The following is a 19,674-nucleotide window of genomic DNA, read 5'->3' as shown; positions in this document are numbered from 1 at the left end:
TGCTAAAATATTTAGTTGTATGACTTTGCCATTCCAGGAAAACCCCGAGCAACTTTATCACAAGGGAAGAGGAGCGCAAATTAATCCTAAGAATAAGTACCTGGCAGATGAGTATGCTCAGGAACATATAGAAGGGATTGATGAGTGGTGGCAGTCGGATGTTCCCACGCAGTTTTTTGAAGAAAATGCGCGCAATCTGGTAAATAAGGTAGATAGCCCGGATGTTGGGATGTGGTATTCCATGAATCCTTATCAGGGCTGTGAGCATGGCTGTATTTATTGTTATGCGCGCAACTCGCACCAATACTGGGGGTTGAGTGCTGGGTTGGACTTTGAGCGGAAGATAATTGTCAAGCATAACGCGCCGGAGCTGCTGAGAAAATTCCTTAATAATAAAAACTGGGTTCCTAAACCTATAGCCTTATCTGGCAATACTGATTGTTATCAGCCGGCCGAAAGGAAAATGTGGCTTACCAGGCAATTATTGGAAGTAGCTATTGAATATAAGCAACCGGTAGGTATTATCACCAAGAATTCACTGATATTAAGGGATAGGTATTTGTTACAACAATTAGCTCAGGAGAATCTGGTTAGTGTATACGTATCTATTACCTCTCTACAGGAAGATCTCAGGCTAAAGATGGAACCTCGTACAACTACTGCTGCCCAGCGTCTTAAAGTAGTGAAAGAATTGAGTTCATTAGGAATCCCCGTTGGGGTGATGACAGCACCAATTGTTCCGGGGCTTAATGACCATGAGATTCCCAGGTTACTGGAGGCTGCTGCTGCCAATGGGGCAAAATTCGCAGGATATACAGTGGTGAGATTAAATGATGCAGTAAAAACAATCTTTAATGATTGGTTGTTTAAAAACTTCCCCGACAGGGCAGAAAAGGTCTGGCATCTGATTGAGGAACTACATGGAGGACAGGTAAGTGATAGTGTATTCGGCAGAAGAATGACTGGTGGTGGAAATATTGCAGATATTATCAAACAGCAATTCAAATTGCACGTTAAGAGAAACGGATTAAATCAGGAAAAATTTGAATTCAATACATCTGCATTCCGCAGACCAAATTCACAATTGAGTCTGTTTTAATGTTTCTCGCAAAGGTATAAAGGAGGCTAAGGAGCAAAGATTTTCTAGAATATGTTTTGTGTTTTTAAATTTGATTTTTCTCGCAAAGACGCAAAGAAGCATAAGCAGCAAAGATTTCTAGAATATGTTTTGTGTTTTTAAATTTGATTTTTCTCGCAAAGACGCATAAGCAGCAAAGATTTTTTAGAATATGTTTTGTGTTTTTAAACTTTTTTAAAATCGAGAACCTTTGTCTCCACTGTGAGATTAATTAAATGTGAGATACATTAATATTAGATTCAAAAATCAGCAAAACATATTCTAAAAAATCTTTGCTGCTTATGCTTCTTTGCTGCTTTGCGAGAAAGACCCGCGTAATTTGAAATTATTGTTAAGTCGATGAAAAAAGTAGGGTATTTTTTTGTGTAATAAAAGAAATAAAAATTACCTTTGCTTCAAGAATAAAAAATAACCGTGCAACTTATTTCAACATACAAGATTTCGGCGATGGCTTGCAAACAGCAAGTCAAGTGGGAGTTGCGGGCATGTTGCACCGATTGTTAACAACGATAGTTATCAAACGATATAAACAAGAGTCCCGCACTAGAAAAGGTGTGGGACTTTTTGTTTTTGAAACAGTAACGAGATAAGACGACATTGAAAGAGTTTCAAAGGATAACTGTAATATTTGATTATTGCACCTATTGGTGCAAACAGGATGGCTTTACCTTAATGAAGCCATACGGACCTCTTATGCTATAATGTTTTTATTATAAATCATTATGACCCGGTCCGTATAACAGACCGGGTTTTTTTATTTAATAAAATCCGGCATAATAATGGCAAACAATTTTTATTAATGATTTTATGCGCTACCCATTGAATTCGCAATCGTAAAGTGCATAATCCCAAAAACGTTAGATGATGAGAAACGTTATCCAAGTAGTAAGAGAGGCTTTACTCACGAATTTCGGTGAGTTGGATCAGTGGTTTGCTAAAGAACCAGAAGTACTGGACTTTAAACCGGATCAGGATCAGTGGAGTATCAGAGAAGTATTGGAACACATCACCATGACCAACTATTTCCTGCTGCTGATCGTTAACAAGGCGACCCGCAGAGCGCTGGATCGCAAACGTAACGGACATACCGTTATTATTTCAGGTGACTACCAGGATAAATTCAACCAGATTGATGTTATTGGTAGTAAATCTTTCGGCTGGGTTAGACCAGAACACATGGAACCTACCGGAATGAAAGATATGTCTGAAATAAAAGCACTGCTAAAACAGCAATACGCTCAATGCATGTATAATTTGTCACTTCTGAAAAATGGAGAAGGAGTATTGGTATACACCAATATGTCTGTGAATCACCTTGGCAAATTAGACATCTACCAGTATATCTATTTCCTGACCAAGCACATAGAAAGGCATATCCGCCAAATGCAAAGGCTGGAAAAAGAATATGAAGAAAGCGCTATTATGATCTAAAAAAACAGGTCGACCATACACATTCATGTTTTGTTAATCCTGTTATTGGTTTATACAGCCGGGTGTACTTTGCATCCGGCTTTTTTGTTACTTATATATAAATTATTATATTTACTATATATCAGTAGCCAATTATGTCTGCATTTCCCCGCCACCTGTGCCTATTATGCGCTGTATTGTTGTGTATTATCACAAATACCTTCGCACAAAACAATAACGATAAGAATATCACTATTACTTCTCAGAAAGAACGTTTCCAATTTGAAACAGGAGATAAAGATAACCCGGTCAGAATCCGCCAGAATTCTGTAACGACCTATACCTGCAATCAATTCAGAACTACTATTCCCTTTATCGAATTTTATGACGATAAAAGCACAATTGATGAAGTTAGGGTGTACCTGAATGGTTCCAGAAATAAAGGCATTAAACCAAGTTATCAGGATTACTCTGTTGATGGAATCTTTTATTCTGATGCTAAAGTATGTACACTGGAACTACCTCTCGAGAAGAAAGGTGCCGAAAGTACAGTGGAACTAGATAAGACAATAACGGATCCCCGATATTTCTCGTCTATTTACTTCCCGGATAATTATGATATCGATAACCACGAAATTCAAATTGTAGTGCCGCGCTGGATGAAGGTGGAGATCAGGGAAATGAATTTCGGAAACTATAACATCAAAAAAACACAGGAATATAACAGCAAAAGAGACGAAGACATTTATACCTACACCGCTGAAGAAATTCCGGGAAAGGTATACGAAAAAAATGCACCCGGACCCTCCTATATTTATCCTCATCTCCTGATCCTCAGCAAATACGCTGATCTTAAAAGTGGCAGGATAAATTATTTCAATAAAACCTCAGATCTATATGCCTGGTACAGATCATTGGTGAAAGAAATAAATGATGATGAATCCATTATTAAAGCTAAAGCATTAGAAATCACCAAGGGATTGAATTCCGATACCGCTAAAATCAATACTATCTATCATTGGGTGCAGGATAATATCAGATATATCGCATTTGAAGATGGAATAGCAGGCTTTAAGCCGGAAAAAGCCCAATTAGTATTACAGCATAAATATGGCGATTGTAAAGGGATGGCTAATCTTACCCGGCTCCTCTTAAAGACCCTGGGCTTCGATGCCCGCCTTTGCTGGATAGGTACAGATCATATAGCCTATGATTATTCTATTCCCAGCCTGGCTGTTGATAATCACATGATCTGCGCTCTAAATTATAAGGGCAAACGATATTTCCTGGATGCTACCGAAACATATATTGGTTTTGACCAGTATGCTCAAAGAATTCAGGGTCGCCAGGTTATGATTGAGGATGGCGAGAATTTTATTCTTGATAAAGTTCCAACCCGTAACTGGAATCAGAACTCTTATACAGAGAAAAGAAATCTGCGAATTGAAGGCGCTGCATTAAAAGGAACCGTACATCAGCAGTGGGATGGAGAAAGTAAGGAGTTTCTGCTAACACAGGTGCATGGAACTAAAAAAGAAAAATTACAGGATGCACTGCTAGCATATCTCACCGAGAGTAATGCCAAGTACAAAATCTCTGATTTAAAAACTTCTGATATCAGCAATTGGGGTAAATTATTGGATATTCAGTATAATCTGCAACACCAGGAATCAGTTACTGATTTTGGTGATGACCTGTATACAGAAATGGATTTCAGAAAAGAGCTGTCGGGTTATTCTATTGATACCTCAAAGCGAAAGCACGACATGCTGTTTATGTATAAGCACCACGTTATCAGTGAAACTTCATTGGATGTTCCGACAGGCTATAAAGTGAATGCATTACCAGATAACCTGAAAATCGACAGAGAAGGGTATACCTTCGAAATAACCTACAAAATCAATAACGGAAAAATTAGCTATTTCAAAGAATTAACTATCAGAAATACAAGATTGCCGAAAACGCAGTTTGCCCAATGGAATAATGATATTAAAGCCCTGGATAATGCCTATCTGCAACAAATTACCTTAACTAAAAAGTAGTTATACCTATATTATGAAAATAAGATCCCTTCACCTTGCAATATTGCTCTTATTGCAATTGCCTCTATATGCACAAAAAGCAAGAGATATCCGGGCATATAAAGAAAGAGCCACCCAAGTACGAAATGAAGTTTGGGAATGGGATATACCCGCCTTTTTATATGGAGTTAAAGCAAAAATAGATACCACATCGTCTGCCATTGTAGTTGCCCGCCATGTGGATGTTAAAGCTTCCAGCTCCAGAAAAATGAAGAATTTAGGAAATAGTATCAGAGTCGAAAGGGGGAAAGATCTTTTTTACAGCAATACTTTCAGAGAGATGGTGAAGATCAATGATAAAGCTGCCCTGGAAGAATATTCACAATTCAGTTTCCGTAAGTTCAAAAACCTGAATTCCTATTTTCACAGAGGCTTAGCTACCACAATAATGGGGGTACGAATTATTAAACCCAATGGAAGCATCAGGGAAGTGAATGTAGATGAAGAGGTGGTAAATGAACAGGAGAATGGCCGGGAAAAAAGTAAGCTGGCCATCCCGGATCTGCAGGTAGGGGATTTGATCGACTATTTTGTGAGAGTAGAGGAGCAGAAAGATGTTAACAGTCCGGTAGATGATCAGATGTTTGTTTTGGGAGATGACAAGCCAATCTTACAATACTCTGTACATGCCGAAATTAGTGATAAATACTTTGTAAGATATAGAACATCGAATGGTGCGCCAGATTTTATCGTGAAGAAGGATGATGATGGTGCGGTGTTTGACCTGCTGATCCGCAATATTCCTAATTTACCGGTAGGGTTGTGGATGTCGCCATACCGTCAGATTCCTATGATCAGGATGAGTATTGCTTTCGGTACCAGAACCGAAGAAGGGCAGGTAGCTGGGGAAATTCGCAAGAATCCTAATGCGATGGAAGCCAAAAATGTACTATTAAAAGAAGCACAACTCACAGATAAATATTTTGCAACACTACCTTCATTAGCTGAACTGAAATTTCAGGTAAAGAACCTACTTGATAAGTATGAGACGAATATGCATGACGAGATTCCGGAAGACAGTTTAAGCTTTTACGCTTACTATGCATTCAGGTATCTAGCTTTTTATAGTGTTAATGCATCCGACAAAATAGTAGTGGGTAAATCAAGAAACTATTCTACTCCCAATAACCGACGCTTCCTGGGGTATTTATATCAGGTAATGCAAAACCTCAATATTCCTGTAGAATATGTGTTTGTAGTATCGAGATACGGGCCTGGACAAAACGACTTCCTAACAGGTTCGGATTATGAAATTATGTTGCGAACTAAAACAGCTAAACCTGTTTATATCACGGCAGATGGAGTATTTTCCAATTGCTCAGACCTAAGTTCAGAGTACGAAGGCCAGAAAGCACCAGCAATAGAATTAAAGAAAAGTAAGCGTCAGTATAATGAAGTGGGGGCATTTAAAGATATAGAAATTGGGGTTAGTAAACCTGAACAGAATGCTAAAACCGAACAGATAGCTATTGCATTTGATGATAATATGCAATTGCTGAAGATGAAGCGTAAAACAAGTATCAAAGGATACCTGCGTTCCGATGAGCAAAAGAGGTTGTTAAGATTCGAAGATTATTATGAAGCAGAAAGACTGGCATTGGGAATAGAAAAATCATTTATGGAAGAGTTTGCAGATAGCAAACGGAATCGCTCTCTGGCAGAAGAATACACAAGTGCATTTGAGAAAGCCCGTACAGAACAGAAAGACGATTTCATGGATGAAATTCAGGAACAGTTTGATATTAAGCCCAAGGATTTGATAGAGTATAAAATAGAGAAAATGGGGCTCAGGCATACAGATCCGGATTTAGTTTACCATACCACTTTTACACTGGATGGTTTGGTTAAAAAGGCTGGTAATAACTACATTCTTAATGCAGGAAAGCTAATTGGAGAACAATTACAGATAAAGCCTGAACAAAGAAACAGAAAGGTAGATGTATATCAACCGTTTGCCAGAACTTTTGAATACCAGATAGAACTGACCATTCCTAAGGGATATACATTAGAGGGAGTAGATAAGTTGAATAAATCCGTAGATAATGAATGTGCTAGTTTTACAGTGACCTCAACAGTTGCGGATGGTAAACTACAGCTTAAAGTTCGTAAGGTTTACAAACATAATTTTGAGCCTGTAGCCAAGTGGGAGAGCCTGTTACAAGTACTTGATGCTGCAGTGGATTTCGGGAATCAAAAACTATTGCTAAAGAAAGCATAGAAAATAATTTGAAAAAATATTGTTAAAAATTTGCATCCGGAAATATTAGATATTATCTTTGCATCGTTAAAATTTAAAAATAAACAACTAAAGTATCATGAAACGCTTCGCACTAAATATTAGCTTCTCAGTTCCTTGCACAGAGCAAGGCGACATGAGGGTTCCGGGCGTTTTAAGCTACAAGTAGTAAAATATATTGTAGAAGAAATAAAAAGCCCGGTTCGTAGAATCGGGCTTTTTGTTTTGCCATACAGCAATGAAGTTACCAGTAATTATTTCGCCGCAAATAGGCCTCAGTAAATGGTTTATGAATAGTCTCTATTTAATAGATACTAAACGGACAAGGTATACCTTAATGTAGTATATGCATTAACGTTAGTAGCCCGGTCCGTGAAAACAGATCGGGTTTTTTTATTGGTAAAATCATAAAAGAAATTTTGAGGAGGTACACAGAAAAACTGGCAAGCGGAGTAATCCTGCTCCGCTTTTAACTCCTAAAAAATATTTGTTTCGTCTCTGTTTGAATTTAACCCTAACACTCAGGACATATGTTAGTCCTGCATTTTTGACCCCTGTACAGATATGGTTTACGAAGGGCTATAAGGCCCTCGTAAATCCTTATCAACAGGCCATTTGAAAAGAATATATGGAGCAGAAAATAAATAAGACTTTAGATATTACTGAGGGAGATTACATTTCTTCCAGAGGTATTTATACTTTTTACTTCAATAATTTACCTGATACCAATGCCATCTATGAAGTAGATGGAGAAAAGGCTGCAGACACTTTCCTGAAAACATATGGAAAAGACATTGTAGCTACTAATCAGTATACTGATTATGATAACAAGAAGAAAAAGTATAAACACGCGCAAACTGCATATGTGATGAATAACAATAGCGTTGTTGTTTTTTGGATCACATGGTGTGAAATTTTGCACGATGGTAAAACAGCCGACTTCGTAAAATCAGTAACAGATCTGATTGCCAAACATAAAGCAAAAAGCCGTAGGGAACCACTGGAAATAAATCTAATTACCAGCGGAAGAAAAGGGCTTCAGTTGAAAAGTCTGGAAATCAAACCTACTAAATTAGATATTGAGCTATCATATGACGACGATTTTGTGGAAGTTGATAAGACTATACGAAAACGTTTGAATAAAGACAAAGACAAAGGTATAGTACTGTTACACGGGCTACCAGGTACCGGCAAAACAACTTATCTCCGTTATTTAATTGGCAAGATTAAAAAACGAATATTGTTTGTATCGCCTGATCTGGCCGAAGAAATAATGAATCCTGAATTCATGGAGTTGTTAATCGATAATCCTAATAGTGTAGTAATAATTGAAGATGCAGAAAAAGTAATAATGGACAGAAAGTATGGAAATTCATCTGTATCAAATCTATTAAATCTATCAGATGGATTGTTGGCAGATTGCCTGAATATTCAGTTGATCTGCTCCTTCAACAGCGATGTTTCATCAATAGATAGTGCATTGCTAAGGAAAGGTAGATTAATAGCTAAATATGAATTTAAGAAACTACCGGTAGTTAAAGCTCAGAAGATTTCTAATCAGCTTGGGTATAGTAATATAATTAGTAAGCCAATGACAATAGCTGAAATATCCAATCAGCACGAGCCTTCTTATGAAGTGCAAAAACAGGTTATTGGTTTCAGGAGAACATCAGGTGAAGTGGTGTTGTAAGTATGTTCTATTATCCCTTATACCTATGATTGTTTGTAACCCCAAAAATTAACATTGTTGTTAACCGCTTTTATTCATTGTTTGTTACCTCAGATTATCTGTTGTTTGTTAAAACTAAATTCATTCAGTTTGTTAATCTCTATTTATTAACCCTTAAAAATCCACAAAAATGAAAATAGGTCAATTGTCCATCACCCTTTAAAAGAACAACAATTTTCACACATCTTATTAGTTGAATGAACAATTATTTATCAGAATTTTTCCACGATAAAACTCCCAGACGCCGTAGAAGAATGATATGTGAGCAGAAAGAAAAAACAGCATTGCGGTTAAATAGACTACGTAAAAGTCTATATACCCAATATGCAGCCAGACCGACTATCCCCTTGCGCCCACCAGTGCAGAAAGGGTATAAACGCTTTTTTGTATTGAAAGATGAAATAGCAAGTGGACGAAAGGTCGAATTCTTTACAGCATTGTTGGCGAAAATTAATACGTGTCAATATTCCGACCGTAGAGATTTTAAGGTAAAGAGAAAAAAATTCAGAAAGAGGATTTATGTTGTAAAACCCCAGAAACTGCAGCCGGTTTATAAAATTCTAAAGATTAAACTCACAGAATCTGAAATTGCGTATTTCGAAGAAAGATTTGATAATAATGGCAACAGTTTTCTTGGTTTTAAAGATCCACAGATTTACTTTAGATTGATTGTGAAACCTAACTATGTTGGGTTTAAAAGAGATGTAGCGGCGGAATTATGTTCGAAGATCGATCAGCTTGAGAATTACATTACAAAAAATGAATTGTATGTGAAGCGATACAGGTACAGATATAAATTTGAATCAAATAAGAAAATAGAAAAATACAACCGAAGTTTAATTCAGTTATTAAACGACGAATGGTATTCTAAAATTTAACCCATATGTCAATCACTCAAATCAATGGTAAAACCCTCCTGGATCTAGGATATCCTAAGGGGCCTGTTTTTAAAATGTTGCTGAACATTGTAAATACCAACTTCCATAATAGAAGTTTGGAAGATGTATCTATGCTTTTAAAGCAGTTGTTGATTGATCCTGCAGCTTTTACAGAAGATTCATACTTATCAGCTCCTGCAAAAGCGTTGTTAGCCCCAAAAAAATCAGATGTAATCGAATTACAATCGCCAGTTCCTTTTTCTATTTTTGGAGAAAGTAATATTGATGTTAATGCCATCCGGCAGATGAATAATGCTGTGCGTTTGCCTGTTACCGTTGCCGGAGCATTGATGGCAGATGCCCATCCAGGATATGGATTGCCTATAGGTGGCGTTTTAGCTACTGATAATGCGGTAATCCCTTATGGTGTGGGTGTGGATATTGGATGTAGAATGTGTTTAAGTGTACTTGACCTGCCGGTTTCTTCTCTGGAAAATAAGGAGAGCTATTTGAAAGCATTACAGAAGGATACTGTGTTTGGAGCAGGAGCTACCCTGAGCAAAAAAGCTGATCACGCAATTATAGAACGGAAAGAGTTTAAAGAGCTGAATTTATTAAAACAGCTGTATGATAAAGCGGTAGGCCAGTTAGGAACATCCGGGTCCGGAAACCACTTTGTTGAGTGGGGGATCATTACAGTCACCGACCAGGAACCGGAATGGGGTTTGGCCCCAGGTGAATATGTAGCACTATTGTCGCATTCCGGTTCAAGAGGATTGGGGGCACAGATTGCTGGTCACTATACTAAACTGGCAAAAGAGTTATGTCATCTTCCAGAAGGGTTTCAGCATTTAGCATGGTTAGACCTTAATACCCAGGAAGGCCAGGAGTATTGGACTGCTATGACTTTGGCTGGAGATTATGCGGCTGCCTGTCATCATGTGATTCATGAGAAATTGATTAAAACTATGGGGGCAACGCTATTACGGCGGGTGGAAAACCATCATAATTTTGCCTGGAAAGAGGTACATAATGGGCAGGAACTGATTGTGCATAGAAAAGGTGCTACTCCGGCAGGTAAAGGCGTGTTGGGGATAATCCCTGGTTCTATGACGGCACCTGGTTTTGTGGTAAGAGGAACAGGGGTTACTGCAGGTTTGCAATCAGCTTCGCATGGTGCCGGTAGGGTATTATCGAGATCTGCAGCGAAGGCAAAAATTAAACCGGAGGAAATGAAACAGATCCTGGCAGATCATGGAGTAACGTTGATTGGTGGAGGTTTAGATGAAGCGCCTGGTGCTTATAAGGATATTAATACGGTTATGAAAGCGCAGACCGAATTGGTAGAGGTTTTAGGTGAATTCAAACCAAAATATGTACGGATGGCTGATGGTGGTCCGGCAGAAGATTAAAAAATGCGGATGGGTAACCATTCGCATTTTTTTAACTTATTAGTCTACTGTTTTTGTAGGATAAATGATTTTTATTTTCTATTATTGTGAAGATTTACCACCACCACCTTTAATGCAGTACTGACTAATATGTGATTATGAATCACGTACTGGCCTATGTCTTGCTTTTCCGAACTCAAAATTAATTATCAGTGCATTTAAATTATTTGGCTCTGGCGGTTCCTTTTTTTCTTGTATTTATTGGATTGGAGTATTTGATTTCACAGAAACAGGGGAAGAGGTATTTTAAGTTCAATGATTCGGTGACGAATCTGAGTATTGGAATTTTTGAGCGGTTGCTGGATGTCTTTACAGTGGGGATGTTTTACTATGTATATGCCTATCTGCATACCAGATTTGGAATCTTTGATATTAGGCCGGGGGTGTTATTGTGGGTTGCGTTATTGATTTGTACGGATTTTATCTGGTATTGGTATCATAGGTTGGGGCATGAAGTGAGTTTGTTTTGGTGTGCGCATGTGGTGCATCATCAGAGTGAAGAGTTTAACTATACGGTATCTGCAAGGATCACTGTTTTTCAGGCGTTTATCCGTACGGGTTTCTGGGCAATATTACCGATAATAGGCTTTCCTCCGGGCATGATTACTACTATGTTATTGGTACATGGTTTATACCCGTTTTTTATTCATACCCGTACGATTGGAAAGTTGGGGATATTGGAGTATATATTGGTAACACCTTCTCACCACAGGGTGCATCATGCCAGTAATCCAAAATACCTGGATAAGAATTACGGGGATATGTTTATCATTTGGGATAAGCTGTTTGGCACTTTTCAGAAAGAGGAGGAGGAGCCGGTTTATGGATTGACGAAACCCTTGCAGAGTAATAGTTTCCTTTGGCAGCATTTCCATTTCATTTTGGAGATGATCTATACCGTAAGGCGTACAGATGGCTGGAAGAATAAATTCAAAGTGGTTTTTGGAAAGCCTGATTATGTTGATCCTGGGGCCAGGGAGGAGTTGGAGTCGCGTTTCCTGATTCAAAATCACGAAAAAACGGAGATGTCTAAGCTTTATAATTATGTACTCTGGCAAATAGCGGTTACACTGATGCTGTTATTTACTTTCCTTTTATTTGAAAATTATGTACCAGCAGCTATTCAAGTGGGTATTGCCTTACTAATATTGCTCACATTAATTAACTGTGGGGCAATAATGGAGCAAAAACAGTGGGTGTTTTATTTAGAATTTGCACGTTATGGCGTTTTGGGATTGATTTTATTATATACATGGCCAAGTCCACTACTTTTTAGTTGTGAACTAATACTATTATTAACAGCCGTTTATTTCCAGGCTGGATTGAAACAACAATACCTGAAGTTGGTATACGGAGAATTAGAGCCCTGATTTACTTAGGAAGCTGAGATTTTAATAATTTTCTGGCAAAGAAGATTCTGCTTTTAATTGTTCCGATTGGCTCGTCAAGCAAGCCTGCAATTTCGTTGTACTTATATCCTTCGTAATGTAACAAGAGTGGGGTTCTGAAAGCCTGGGGCAACTGGTATACTGCCAAACGGATATCCTTTACAAATAGTTCTGATGTAACGGTATATGATGTACTGGTATTATGACTATTGAGGAGATCTGTTGCTGTAAATCCATATTTTGCTTTCTTCCTATAGGTATTGATAAAGGTATTTCTCATAATTGTGAACAGCCATGCCCGGATATTAGTTCCTTCCTGATATTTTTCCTGATTATTTAAAGCCTTAAACATGGTTTCCTGGTAAAGATCTTTTGCCTGTTCTGTGTCGTTGGTGAGGTTGAGAGCAAAAGGTTTGAGGAAATCTGCATTCCCTATTAGCAAGGTATTGAATTCAACAGATGACATATTGTTTAAGTTTTGCTGTTACTAAGTTAAACAAAATAGTATATAAAAGATAATTATCAATTAAATCATCTACAGTGGAAAATCTGATTATTTGATCAGTAGTTTGTTGATTTGTTTAAAGTTGCCAAAGAAAAATCTTACTCTTTTAAGCGTGCTCATCAATATTTTAATTTATAGTAGGAACAACTTTGTAAACCTAACTAATGAGCATTTGTTGTTTGTATAGGTATTTGTTTAGGTAGAAACCCTGAATTATAACATTGGAATTACTGATAATGCTCTTTTCTATTATATTTGCGTATATATCTTATGAATGAAACCTTTTTACTTGAAAATCAACAATATGTTGTTTTAGAAGTAAAAAGCTTATGAATTTTATATAAGAAATCGAAAGGCATTGATAGGGAGTGCTTGTTTTTTTTAAAACAATAACCTGTATTTTCTTATAAATAGAAATGTAAACAATTGTATTAACCACCTATAAGGCGAAGTGCGCAGTGCTTCGTATTCCGATAAATACAAGATATTTCTATTATGAAAAACTATTCCAGATAATAATTATGAGTAGATTTTTACAAACTGCTTTTTTTATTCTTTTATCTAATTGGTGTTTAGGGCAGAATTACACTTTTAACTTTAATCCTACAAAATCAAAGTCTGATTCTACTTTGATTTTAGGAGGAACACTTGATGCAGTAAATACCCTTACCCCCACATTTAACGGATTTAAAAGAGTATTTCAGCCCCTTAAGTCGATTCGTATTACTAACCAAGGTGTTAGTACGATTATTTCTCCTCGTTTAATAATTAATAATTCAAAAAACTGGTATAATATTAACCGGTTGATTGATGAAATTAATGCGGGTGTCGATGAAAGTTCTACAAAGGATAAATATATGGCAGTATGGAATTTTGCCATAAAAAACCATTTTCACTTTTCTCCTGCTGAAACTGGAGATGAACAACATGATCCAATTAAACTCTTTGCAATTTATGGATATGGTATTTGCGATGATATTACAAGAGTGCTTGGAACTTCTAGTAAAAGGGCTTCTAATTTTACGTTATACGATTTGAACGTCCATGTTGTACCAGACTTGTATATAGATAGTGATACGTGTATAATAGATGGAGATACGGGGGCTTTTTATTTGGGTCTTGATAATAAAAAATTAGTAGGCTATAATTCACTAATAGCTGATCGCTATCTGATTTCAAGAACACATCATTATGGTTCAAGTAGTGATAATCCTGATTGGATGGATAAAGTTGTATCAACATTTTATGGATCAGATGACTTTAGTTCTCTAAAAAGTATTCCTCCATTTTCCACTTATCATACTTTAGATTATAATTTAAGACCTCAGGAATCTATAATTTTTGATGAAACAATTAGTAATCCTCTCTATCATTCCTACCAGAGTGGTAGCGTTTTAAAAAGTGAGTTAGTATCAAATGGCCGATTTGAATATAATATACCTTTTAAGAATGAATTATTCCCAATTATATTTGATAGTGTTTGGAATTGTGTAGCTCAGAATGGCAGCTTGAAATTAACGAAGAATGATGGTGGTTTTATAGTAAAGGTTGCTAGTCCATTTGTATTGGTAGATGGAAATGTAAAGTATGGATTGGGTGGATTTACATCGAGTGATTATTTTAAGGTATCGTATTCAACAGATTTATTGAACTGGAAATTGATCTCAAATAATAGTACAGCTGGAACTAAAACAGATAACCTGACCAATACTATAGCAACACTAACTACACCTGCGACTTATGGATATTTCCTGAAATTCGAATGCCATACCTCTAATACTACAAATTTTAAAATTGATTCCTTAATTGTTACCAGCGTTTTTCAAAATAGCAAACTATTTATACCTGACTTAAAACTCGGTAATAACCTGGTACATTATGAGGATGATAATACCGGACAGCAGCAGGTTCAGGTAACAATCGCTTATCAGCAAACTACTAATAACAGACCTCCATCAAATCTTATAAATCCCATTTTCCCAGCGGATAAAAGTACGATCAATTATGGTCAGTTCCAGTTTGCATGGTCGGTACCAAGCGATCCGGATGGAGATACCATTACAGACTATGAAATAGAAGTGAGTGAACGACCCGATATGAAATATCCTCTATCCCCAAACTTCAAGAGGATGATGACCGGCGTGTATACTTACAATCCACCTCCGATTATTCCTGCAGCCTATTACATACCATGGCCTGGGTTATTGAATAATAATACAACTTATTATTGGCATGTAAGAGCAAAAGATAGTAAGGGAGCCTGGGGCGATTGGAGTAATACCTTTCAATTCATTCCACATTCTCCAATGCCGGTACTTAATCCACAGTTGTTGCGAAGCCCTGATTCTGTGAAAATAACATGGGATAAGAATCCGGAAGGATTAGCAGCTATAAAGTATCTTGTTTATGCCAGTAATGAGGCTGATGGATTTACTCCTTCTACATCCAATCTCATCGCAACGGTAGATACAACTTCATATTCCTATAAAGTTGATGATACCAAACCTGCTTACGCCTTTTATCGTGTTTCTGCTCTCACTGGTGAGAATAATCAGAAAAGCACGCCAACCTCATTACTGAAGTTATCATACCCTGATGTATTTGCACCGATAGAGTCGGTTGAATCAGAACGACAGGTTTCAATTCCTCTTTACCAGCTTAGCAAGTATAGGATCAATTATAACATGAGAACTGATGCTATTGATACTATTAAAAGTAATGTTGTTGTTACTCCCGTCAAATTGCCATCCTGGTTATCTTATGACCCTGCCTGTAATTGCCTGAAAGGTTATTTGGATTCATCTACTGCTCATAGATTACTTTACAATGAAAGACTCTCTAAAGTAACTCTATTGGCAAGCGATAAGAATTTTAACGAGCAGCAAACATTACAGTTCAGAGTTAATGGAAAATATATTAATCATAAACCTATAGTTAATGTAGATACACTTATTGCTTTTAATAATCATTCTTTTAATGATTCTCTTGAAATAATAGATATTGATCTTCCATATGGTGATAGTGTTTATGTGAATGTGATATCTAAACCATCATGGATTCAGAAGGCCGATTTTGCAGATAGTGTATTTAGAATAAGTGGCGTTCCAACTATTACTAAAGATATGTTGGATAGTGTAGTGATTGATGTATTTGATACCTATTCAAGACAAAGAGTTGTAATTCCAATTAACATCTATCTTTCGCCGGTTGCTAGTTTTGCTGTGAGTTATGATACGCTATGCCGGGGGAACGATGTTCAAATATCACTTAATACCAGATTTAAGAAACCTTGGTCTGGCAGAATCAGTGGGTATAATAACCAATACGATATTCAATCTAATTCTCCTGGGTACACATTATCAATTACATTAGATTCGTCTGCTGTTTTTACAATTGACAACTTGCAATCAGAAAACTATTTATTTAATGATATTGGAGGAACGTTACGGGTATATATCCGACCTAATTTTGCTCCGGAAATTGTATCAACATTAGGGGATACAACAATTGATACACATTCAGCTACAAATTTTCAGATTCAAGCAACAGACAAGGATTCTATTTATTGTACTGATATATTGAAATATAATCTGATAAATTCTCCCCAATGGGCATCAGTAGATGAATTATTGGGGAATATAGTTTTAGAACCAGGGCCGGATGATATTGGATATCACAATATAGTATATACAGTTACGGATTTACAAGGTCATGTTGCCCAGGATAGTTTTAATTTATTAGTAGCTAACGTACCGGTTATCAGTTCATCGCCCAAAGGCAAGCAAGTGATTAATAAAGAATATGTCTATGATATTTCGGTCAATGACGGGGTTTATGATTATGAATCTTTACCACCAGATTTAACGTTTAATATAATAGAAAAGCCAGATTGGCTAACGTATGATTCTGTTACTTTGCTGCTTAGAGGAACGCCAAGAAAATCAGATGTAGGAAAATCTACAGTTATTTTATCCGTAGAGAACCAGTTTGGCCTAAATAGTTTACAATCTTTTACGTTGCTTGTTACAGACACAACTTTCAATAAAGCAGTAAATAATTATGATGTCACTGTTTTTCCAAATCCAATTTATAATAAGGCAATTGTAGAGTATAAATTAAAAAGCCAATCTCATATTACGATTTCACTTTATGATGTACAAGGTAAATTGATTGGTATTGTTTTAGACAAGGTACAGGATAAAGGGGGACATTATTTTAATTGGAGCCCTTCTGAAAAATTGCCAACAGGAGTGTATTTTCTTGAATTTAGATTTAATAATATTTATAGCAACGAAGTACATAAAGAAGTCAAACGCCTAATGATATTATAGCCAACATTACTCTTCAATGACAGCAATCCACTGGGCAAGACATTTACTTTTTTCGAATCTTTCGTGAATAAATTTATGGCCATTATCGATAAATTTATCCCTTAATAGGGGATCATCGATAAGTTGGGTGATAGAATTGGTAAAACCTTTTATATCTCCAGGAGCATGCACAAAACCGTTTACTTTGTCATGCACTAATTCCTGGTTACCTCCAACATTTGTACAGATTACAGGCTTACTAAATGCCATGGCTTCAAGCAGGCATGTTGGTAGGCCTTCCAGATAGCTGGGTAATATAAAAATGTCTATCTCTTCAAAAAACGTATCCTTATCTTTAATATATCCTTTCAGTTCAAAGTTATTAGCTACCCCCATGTCACTAATTGCTTTCTCAAAATCGCCATTAGTATAATCTACCCCTGCACAAATAAATTTATGTGGTACTCCCTGCTCAACCAGCCTTTTACTAACTTTAATTAAATCGAAATATCCTTTCAGCGCTTTAATATTGGCTAGGATGCCAATACTAATTCTATCGCTGCGCATTGGAGAATTAGATTGCCTTCTACTTACCTCAATATAGTTATATATAACTTCTATTTTGCTTGCAGGATATTTCTCCCTTGTTATTGTAATCTGGCGCCCAGCCTCGGAGTTACTCACCCATTTATCTACATTTTTGGAAGTAATTCTGTCGAGCCATATATGATAAAACTTTCTCCAATCATCTGTAGATCGGATATTGGATATTACTTTAATATTTGGATTAATAGATTTGCTAACAGTACGACTAAATAGTTCTACCCGTAGGCCGAAATTGAAAACAATATCTATTTTATTTTTAAGCAGTAGTTGTTTGTATAAATTGTAAGACTTTTTAGGTGTTTTATAGTATAAACCAATTTCAGTGAATGAAATTAAGTCTGATGCGCAGTGATCAAGCATTGGACCTGTATTCTGCAATGATGCAAGATGCACTTTGTATCCTTTGGTAGTTAGCTCTTTAATTAACTTAATAATATTTGTTTCTGCTCCACCGATTGAAGTAATAGAGCAGAAGAAAAGAACATTTTTCAATATAGGTAAATATTTAAATTAGAATTACATAGTACTTTTAAAAGTACGCATCTTTGAATTATTGATTAATGAGATATTTCCTCTACGTTGAATAAGAGTAGTATCAACAAGGGTATTTGAAATAATGAATGAAGGAGAACCATACAGGCATTTTAGTATGATAGGAGAATTCCCATTATCTTTTTTCATGTTGTTGATTGTTATCTGAACATTGCCTCCAGAATAGGTGCCAACATCACCAGAATTACTATTCTTTGAAGTTAAATTCTCAAGAATAGGATTAGAGTATGAAATACTACAGTTATTATATGTTATAGAGGGGAGTTTTTGGAACTTGGTGCTGCTTTCCCACATAAAAGCAATATCATTTGAGCTTTTAGGGTTAAATGCAACTACTGCTGTACAGTTATTGTATACAAAATTATCAGACTCATTTTTTAGAGATGCCAGGTAAGGTTGTGATGAGTTAATTGCTTTACAATCGTTAAAGGTTACTCGGACAGCGATTCCCGGATTTGAATTGACATTAAAGCCTATTTGATTTGCATTGGTAGAGGTACAGCTTTTGAATGAATAGGTGGCAGATTGGCTATTAAGAGACGCATCATTATTTTTAGAGCCAAGAGCTGAAGCAACAAATCCATAATTGGTATTTTGGGAGCTTGTACAATTAGAGAATGAAATGTTAAGTGAACCCTCTGCCCAGAAACCGGAATTATATTCAGTTCCTCCATACGATACCGAACAATCATGCCCATTTTGTGCAGAACACTTATCAAATGAGATATTAGAGGAGCCCCTTTCAACTACAAATCCGATCCTTGTATAGTCGTTAGCAGAACAATTGGTAAATTGTATATTCTTGGATTGTTCTACATAGAAGCCATCTCCAAAATTACCTCTGGATCTTTTAGCATTGCATTGTTGAACTTTTATATTATTACAGTCTTCAATTCTGAGACCCCCTGTAAAACAATTGGTAAAGTTACAGTTGGTTATTGTAATATTATTGGAACCATAAATGAATAAACCGATACTGCCAGTGAACGAGTTATAATTGCTTTTGTTGAATTGTTTAGGATCGCTACTTGCACTACCATCGAAATTAAGGTTCTCAAAACTTAGATTAGACTTGTTTTTAACTGCGCAAAAGTCATAAACATTACCATTAAAACCTGTTTTTCTTTTAATAGTTGAATTATTTCCTTTCCAGGATGTTGAAGGTTGCAATTCTGTTGCTATATATGTTCCTGCGGGGAAAAGTAAACTAACCCCTTTTTGCTGGGCTGCATTATTAGCATTTTGAATGCTCTGAGTATCATCTGTTTTGCCATCACCCTTTGCTCCATAATTTTTTACATTAATGTCAGATTCTTTGAACTCTGCTTTAACATTATTCAAGGATGATAAGCAAAAGATCAGACATAAAGAGGTTAAGAGGTTATACATA

General features: G+C 36.4%; 12 protein-coding genes. 9 read left to right on the top strand and 3 right to left on the bottom strand.

Features of this window, described 5'->3' with window-relative positions; genetic code table 11:
• The first annotated feature begins 19 nt into the window (after positions 1-19).
• The 8 genes from DVR12_RS08755 to DVR12_RS08720 all read left to right on the top strand — a co-directional run bounded on the left by DVR12_RS08755 (position 20) and on the right by DVR12_RS08720 (position 12,293).
• Positions 20-1,099: a PA0069 family radical SAM protein gene (locus DVR12_RS08755; protein ID WP_116975290.1), complete on the top strand. Its 1,080-nt coding sequence runs from the start codon at positions 20-22 to the stop codon at positions 1,097-1,099.
• 903 nt (positions 1,100-2,002) lie between these two features.
• Positions 2,003-2,569 carry a DinB family protein gene (locus DVR12_RS08750; RefSeq protein WP_158563239.1) on the top strand — a complete coding sequence of 189 codons (567 nt, stop codon included), beginning with the start codon at positions 2,003-2,005 and terminating at the stop codon, positions 2,567-2,569.
• A 134-nt stretch (positions 2,570-2,703) separates the two neighbouring features.
• Positions 2,704-4,590, top strand: coding sequence for a transglutaminase-like domain-containing protein (locus DVR12_RS08745; RefSeq protein WP_116975288.1), 1,887 nt, complete (start codon positions 2,704-2,706; stop codon positions 4,588-4,590).
• 13 nt (positions 4,591-4,603) lie between these two features.
• On the top strand, positions 4,604-6,847 hold the full coding sequence (locus DVR12_RS08740; protein WP_116975287.1) for a DUF3857 domain-containing protein: 2,244 nt from the start codon (positions 4,604-4,606) through the stop codon (positions 6,845-6,847).
• A gap of 646 nt (positions 6,848-7,493) precedes the next feature.
• The gene (locus tag DVR12_RS08735; protein WP_116975286.1) at positions 7,494-8,555 is read left to right on the top strand and encodes an AAA family ATPase; all 1,062 of its coding nucleotides are present in this window, start codon (positions 7,494-7,496) and stop codon (positions 8,553-8,555) included.
• A 236-nt stretch (positions 8,556-8,791) separates the two neighbouring features.
• Positions 8,792-9,472, top strand: coding sequence for a hypothetical protein (locus tag DVR12_RS08730; RefSeq protein WP_147323433.1), 681 nt, complete (start codon positions 8,792-8,794; stop codon positions 9,470-9,472).
• Positions 9,473-9,477: 5 nt separating this feature from the next.
• A complete protein-coding gene (locus DVR12_RS08725; RefSeq protein WP_116975284.1) occupies positions 9,478-10,884 on the top strand; it encodes an RtcB family protein in 1,407 nt (468 codons plus the stop codon).
• A 191-nt stretch (positions 10,885-11,075) separates the two neighbouring features.
• On the top strand, positions 11,076-12,293 hold the full coding sequence (locus DVR12_RS08720) for a sterol desaturase family protein (protein WP_116975283.1): 1,218 nt from the start codon (positions 11,076-11,078) through the stop codon (positions 12,291-12,293).
• A gap of 1 nt (position 12,294) precedes the next feature.
• Here DVR12_RS08720 and DVR12_RS08715 read toward each other — a convergent pair whose 3' ends face one another.
• Entirely contained in the window at positions 12,295-12,777 is a 483-nt protein-coding gene (locus DVR12_RS08715; RefSeq protein ID WP_116975282.1) for an RNA polymerase sigma factor, read from the bottom strand.
• 560 nt (positions 12,778-13,337) lie between these two features.
• On the opposite strand from DVR12_RS08715, the gene DVR12_RS08710 reads away from it, so the two are divergent.
• A complete protein-coding gene (locus tag DVR12_RS08710; protein ID WP_116975281.1) occupies positions 13,338-17,147 on the top strand; it encodes a putative Ig domain-containing protein in 3,810 nt (1,269 codons plus the stop codon).
• Between the two features lie 6 nt (positions 17,148-17,153).
• On the opposite strand, the gene DVR12_RS08705 is transcribed toward DVR12_RS08710, so the two are convergent.
• Positions 17,154-18,224: a glycosyltransferase family 4 protein gene (locus DVR12_RS08705; protein WP_116975280.1), complete on the bottom strand. Its 1,071-nt coding sequence runs from the start codon at positions 18,222-18,224 to the stop codon at positions 17,154-17,156.
• 24 nt (positions 18,225-18,248) lie between these two features.
• Positions 18,249-19,673: a right-handed parallel beta-helix repeat-containing protein gene (locus DVR12_RS08700; protein WP_116975279.1), complete on the bottom strand. Its 1,425-nt coding sequence runs from the start codon at positions 19,671-19,673 to the stop codon at positions 18,249-18,251.
• Position 19,674: the final 1 nt, after the last annotated feature.

The sequence above is a fragment of the Chitinophaga silvatica genome (genome assembly GCF_003419895.1).
In the GTDB taxonomy this organism is placed as follows: domain Bacteria; phylum Bacteroidota; class Bacteroidia; order Chitinophagales; family Chitinophagaceae; genus Chitinophaga; species Chitinophaga silvatica.
Note: the sequence above shows the minus strand (reverse complement) of the source record. Positions and strands in the feature narration are given on the sequence as shown.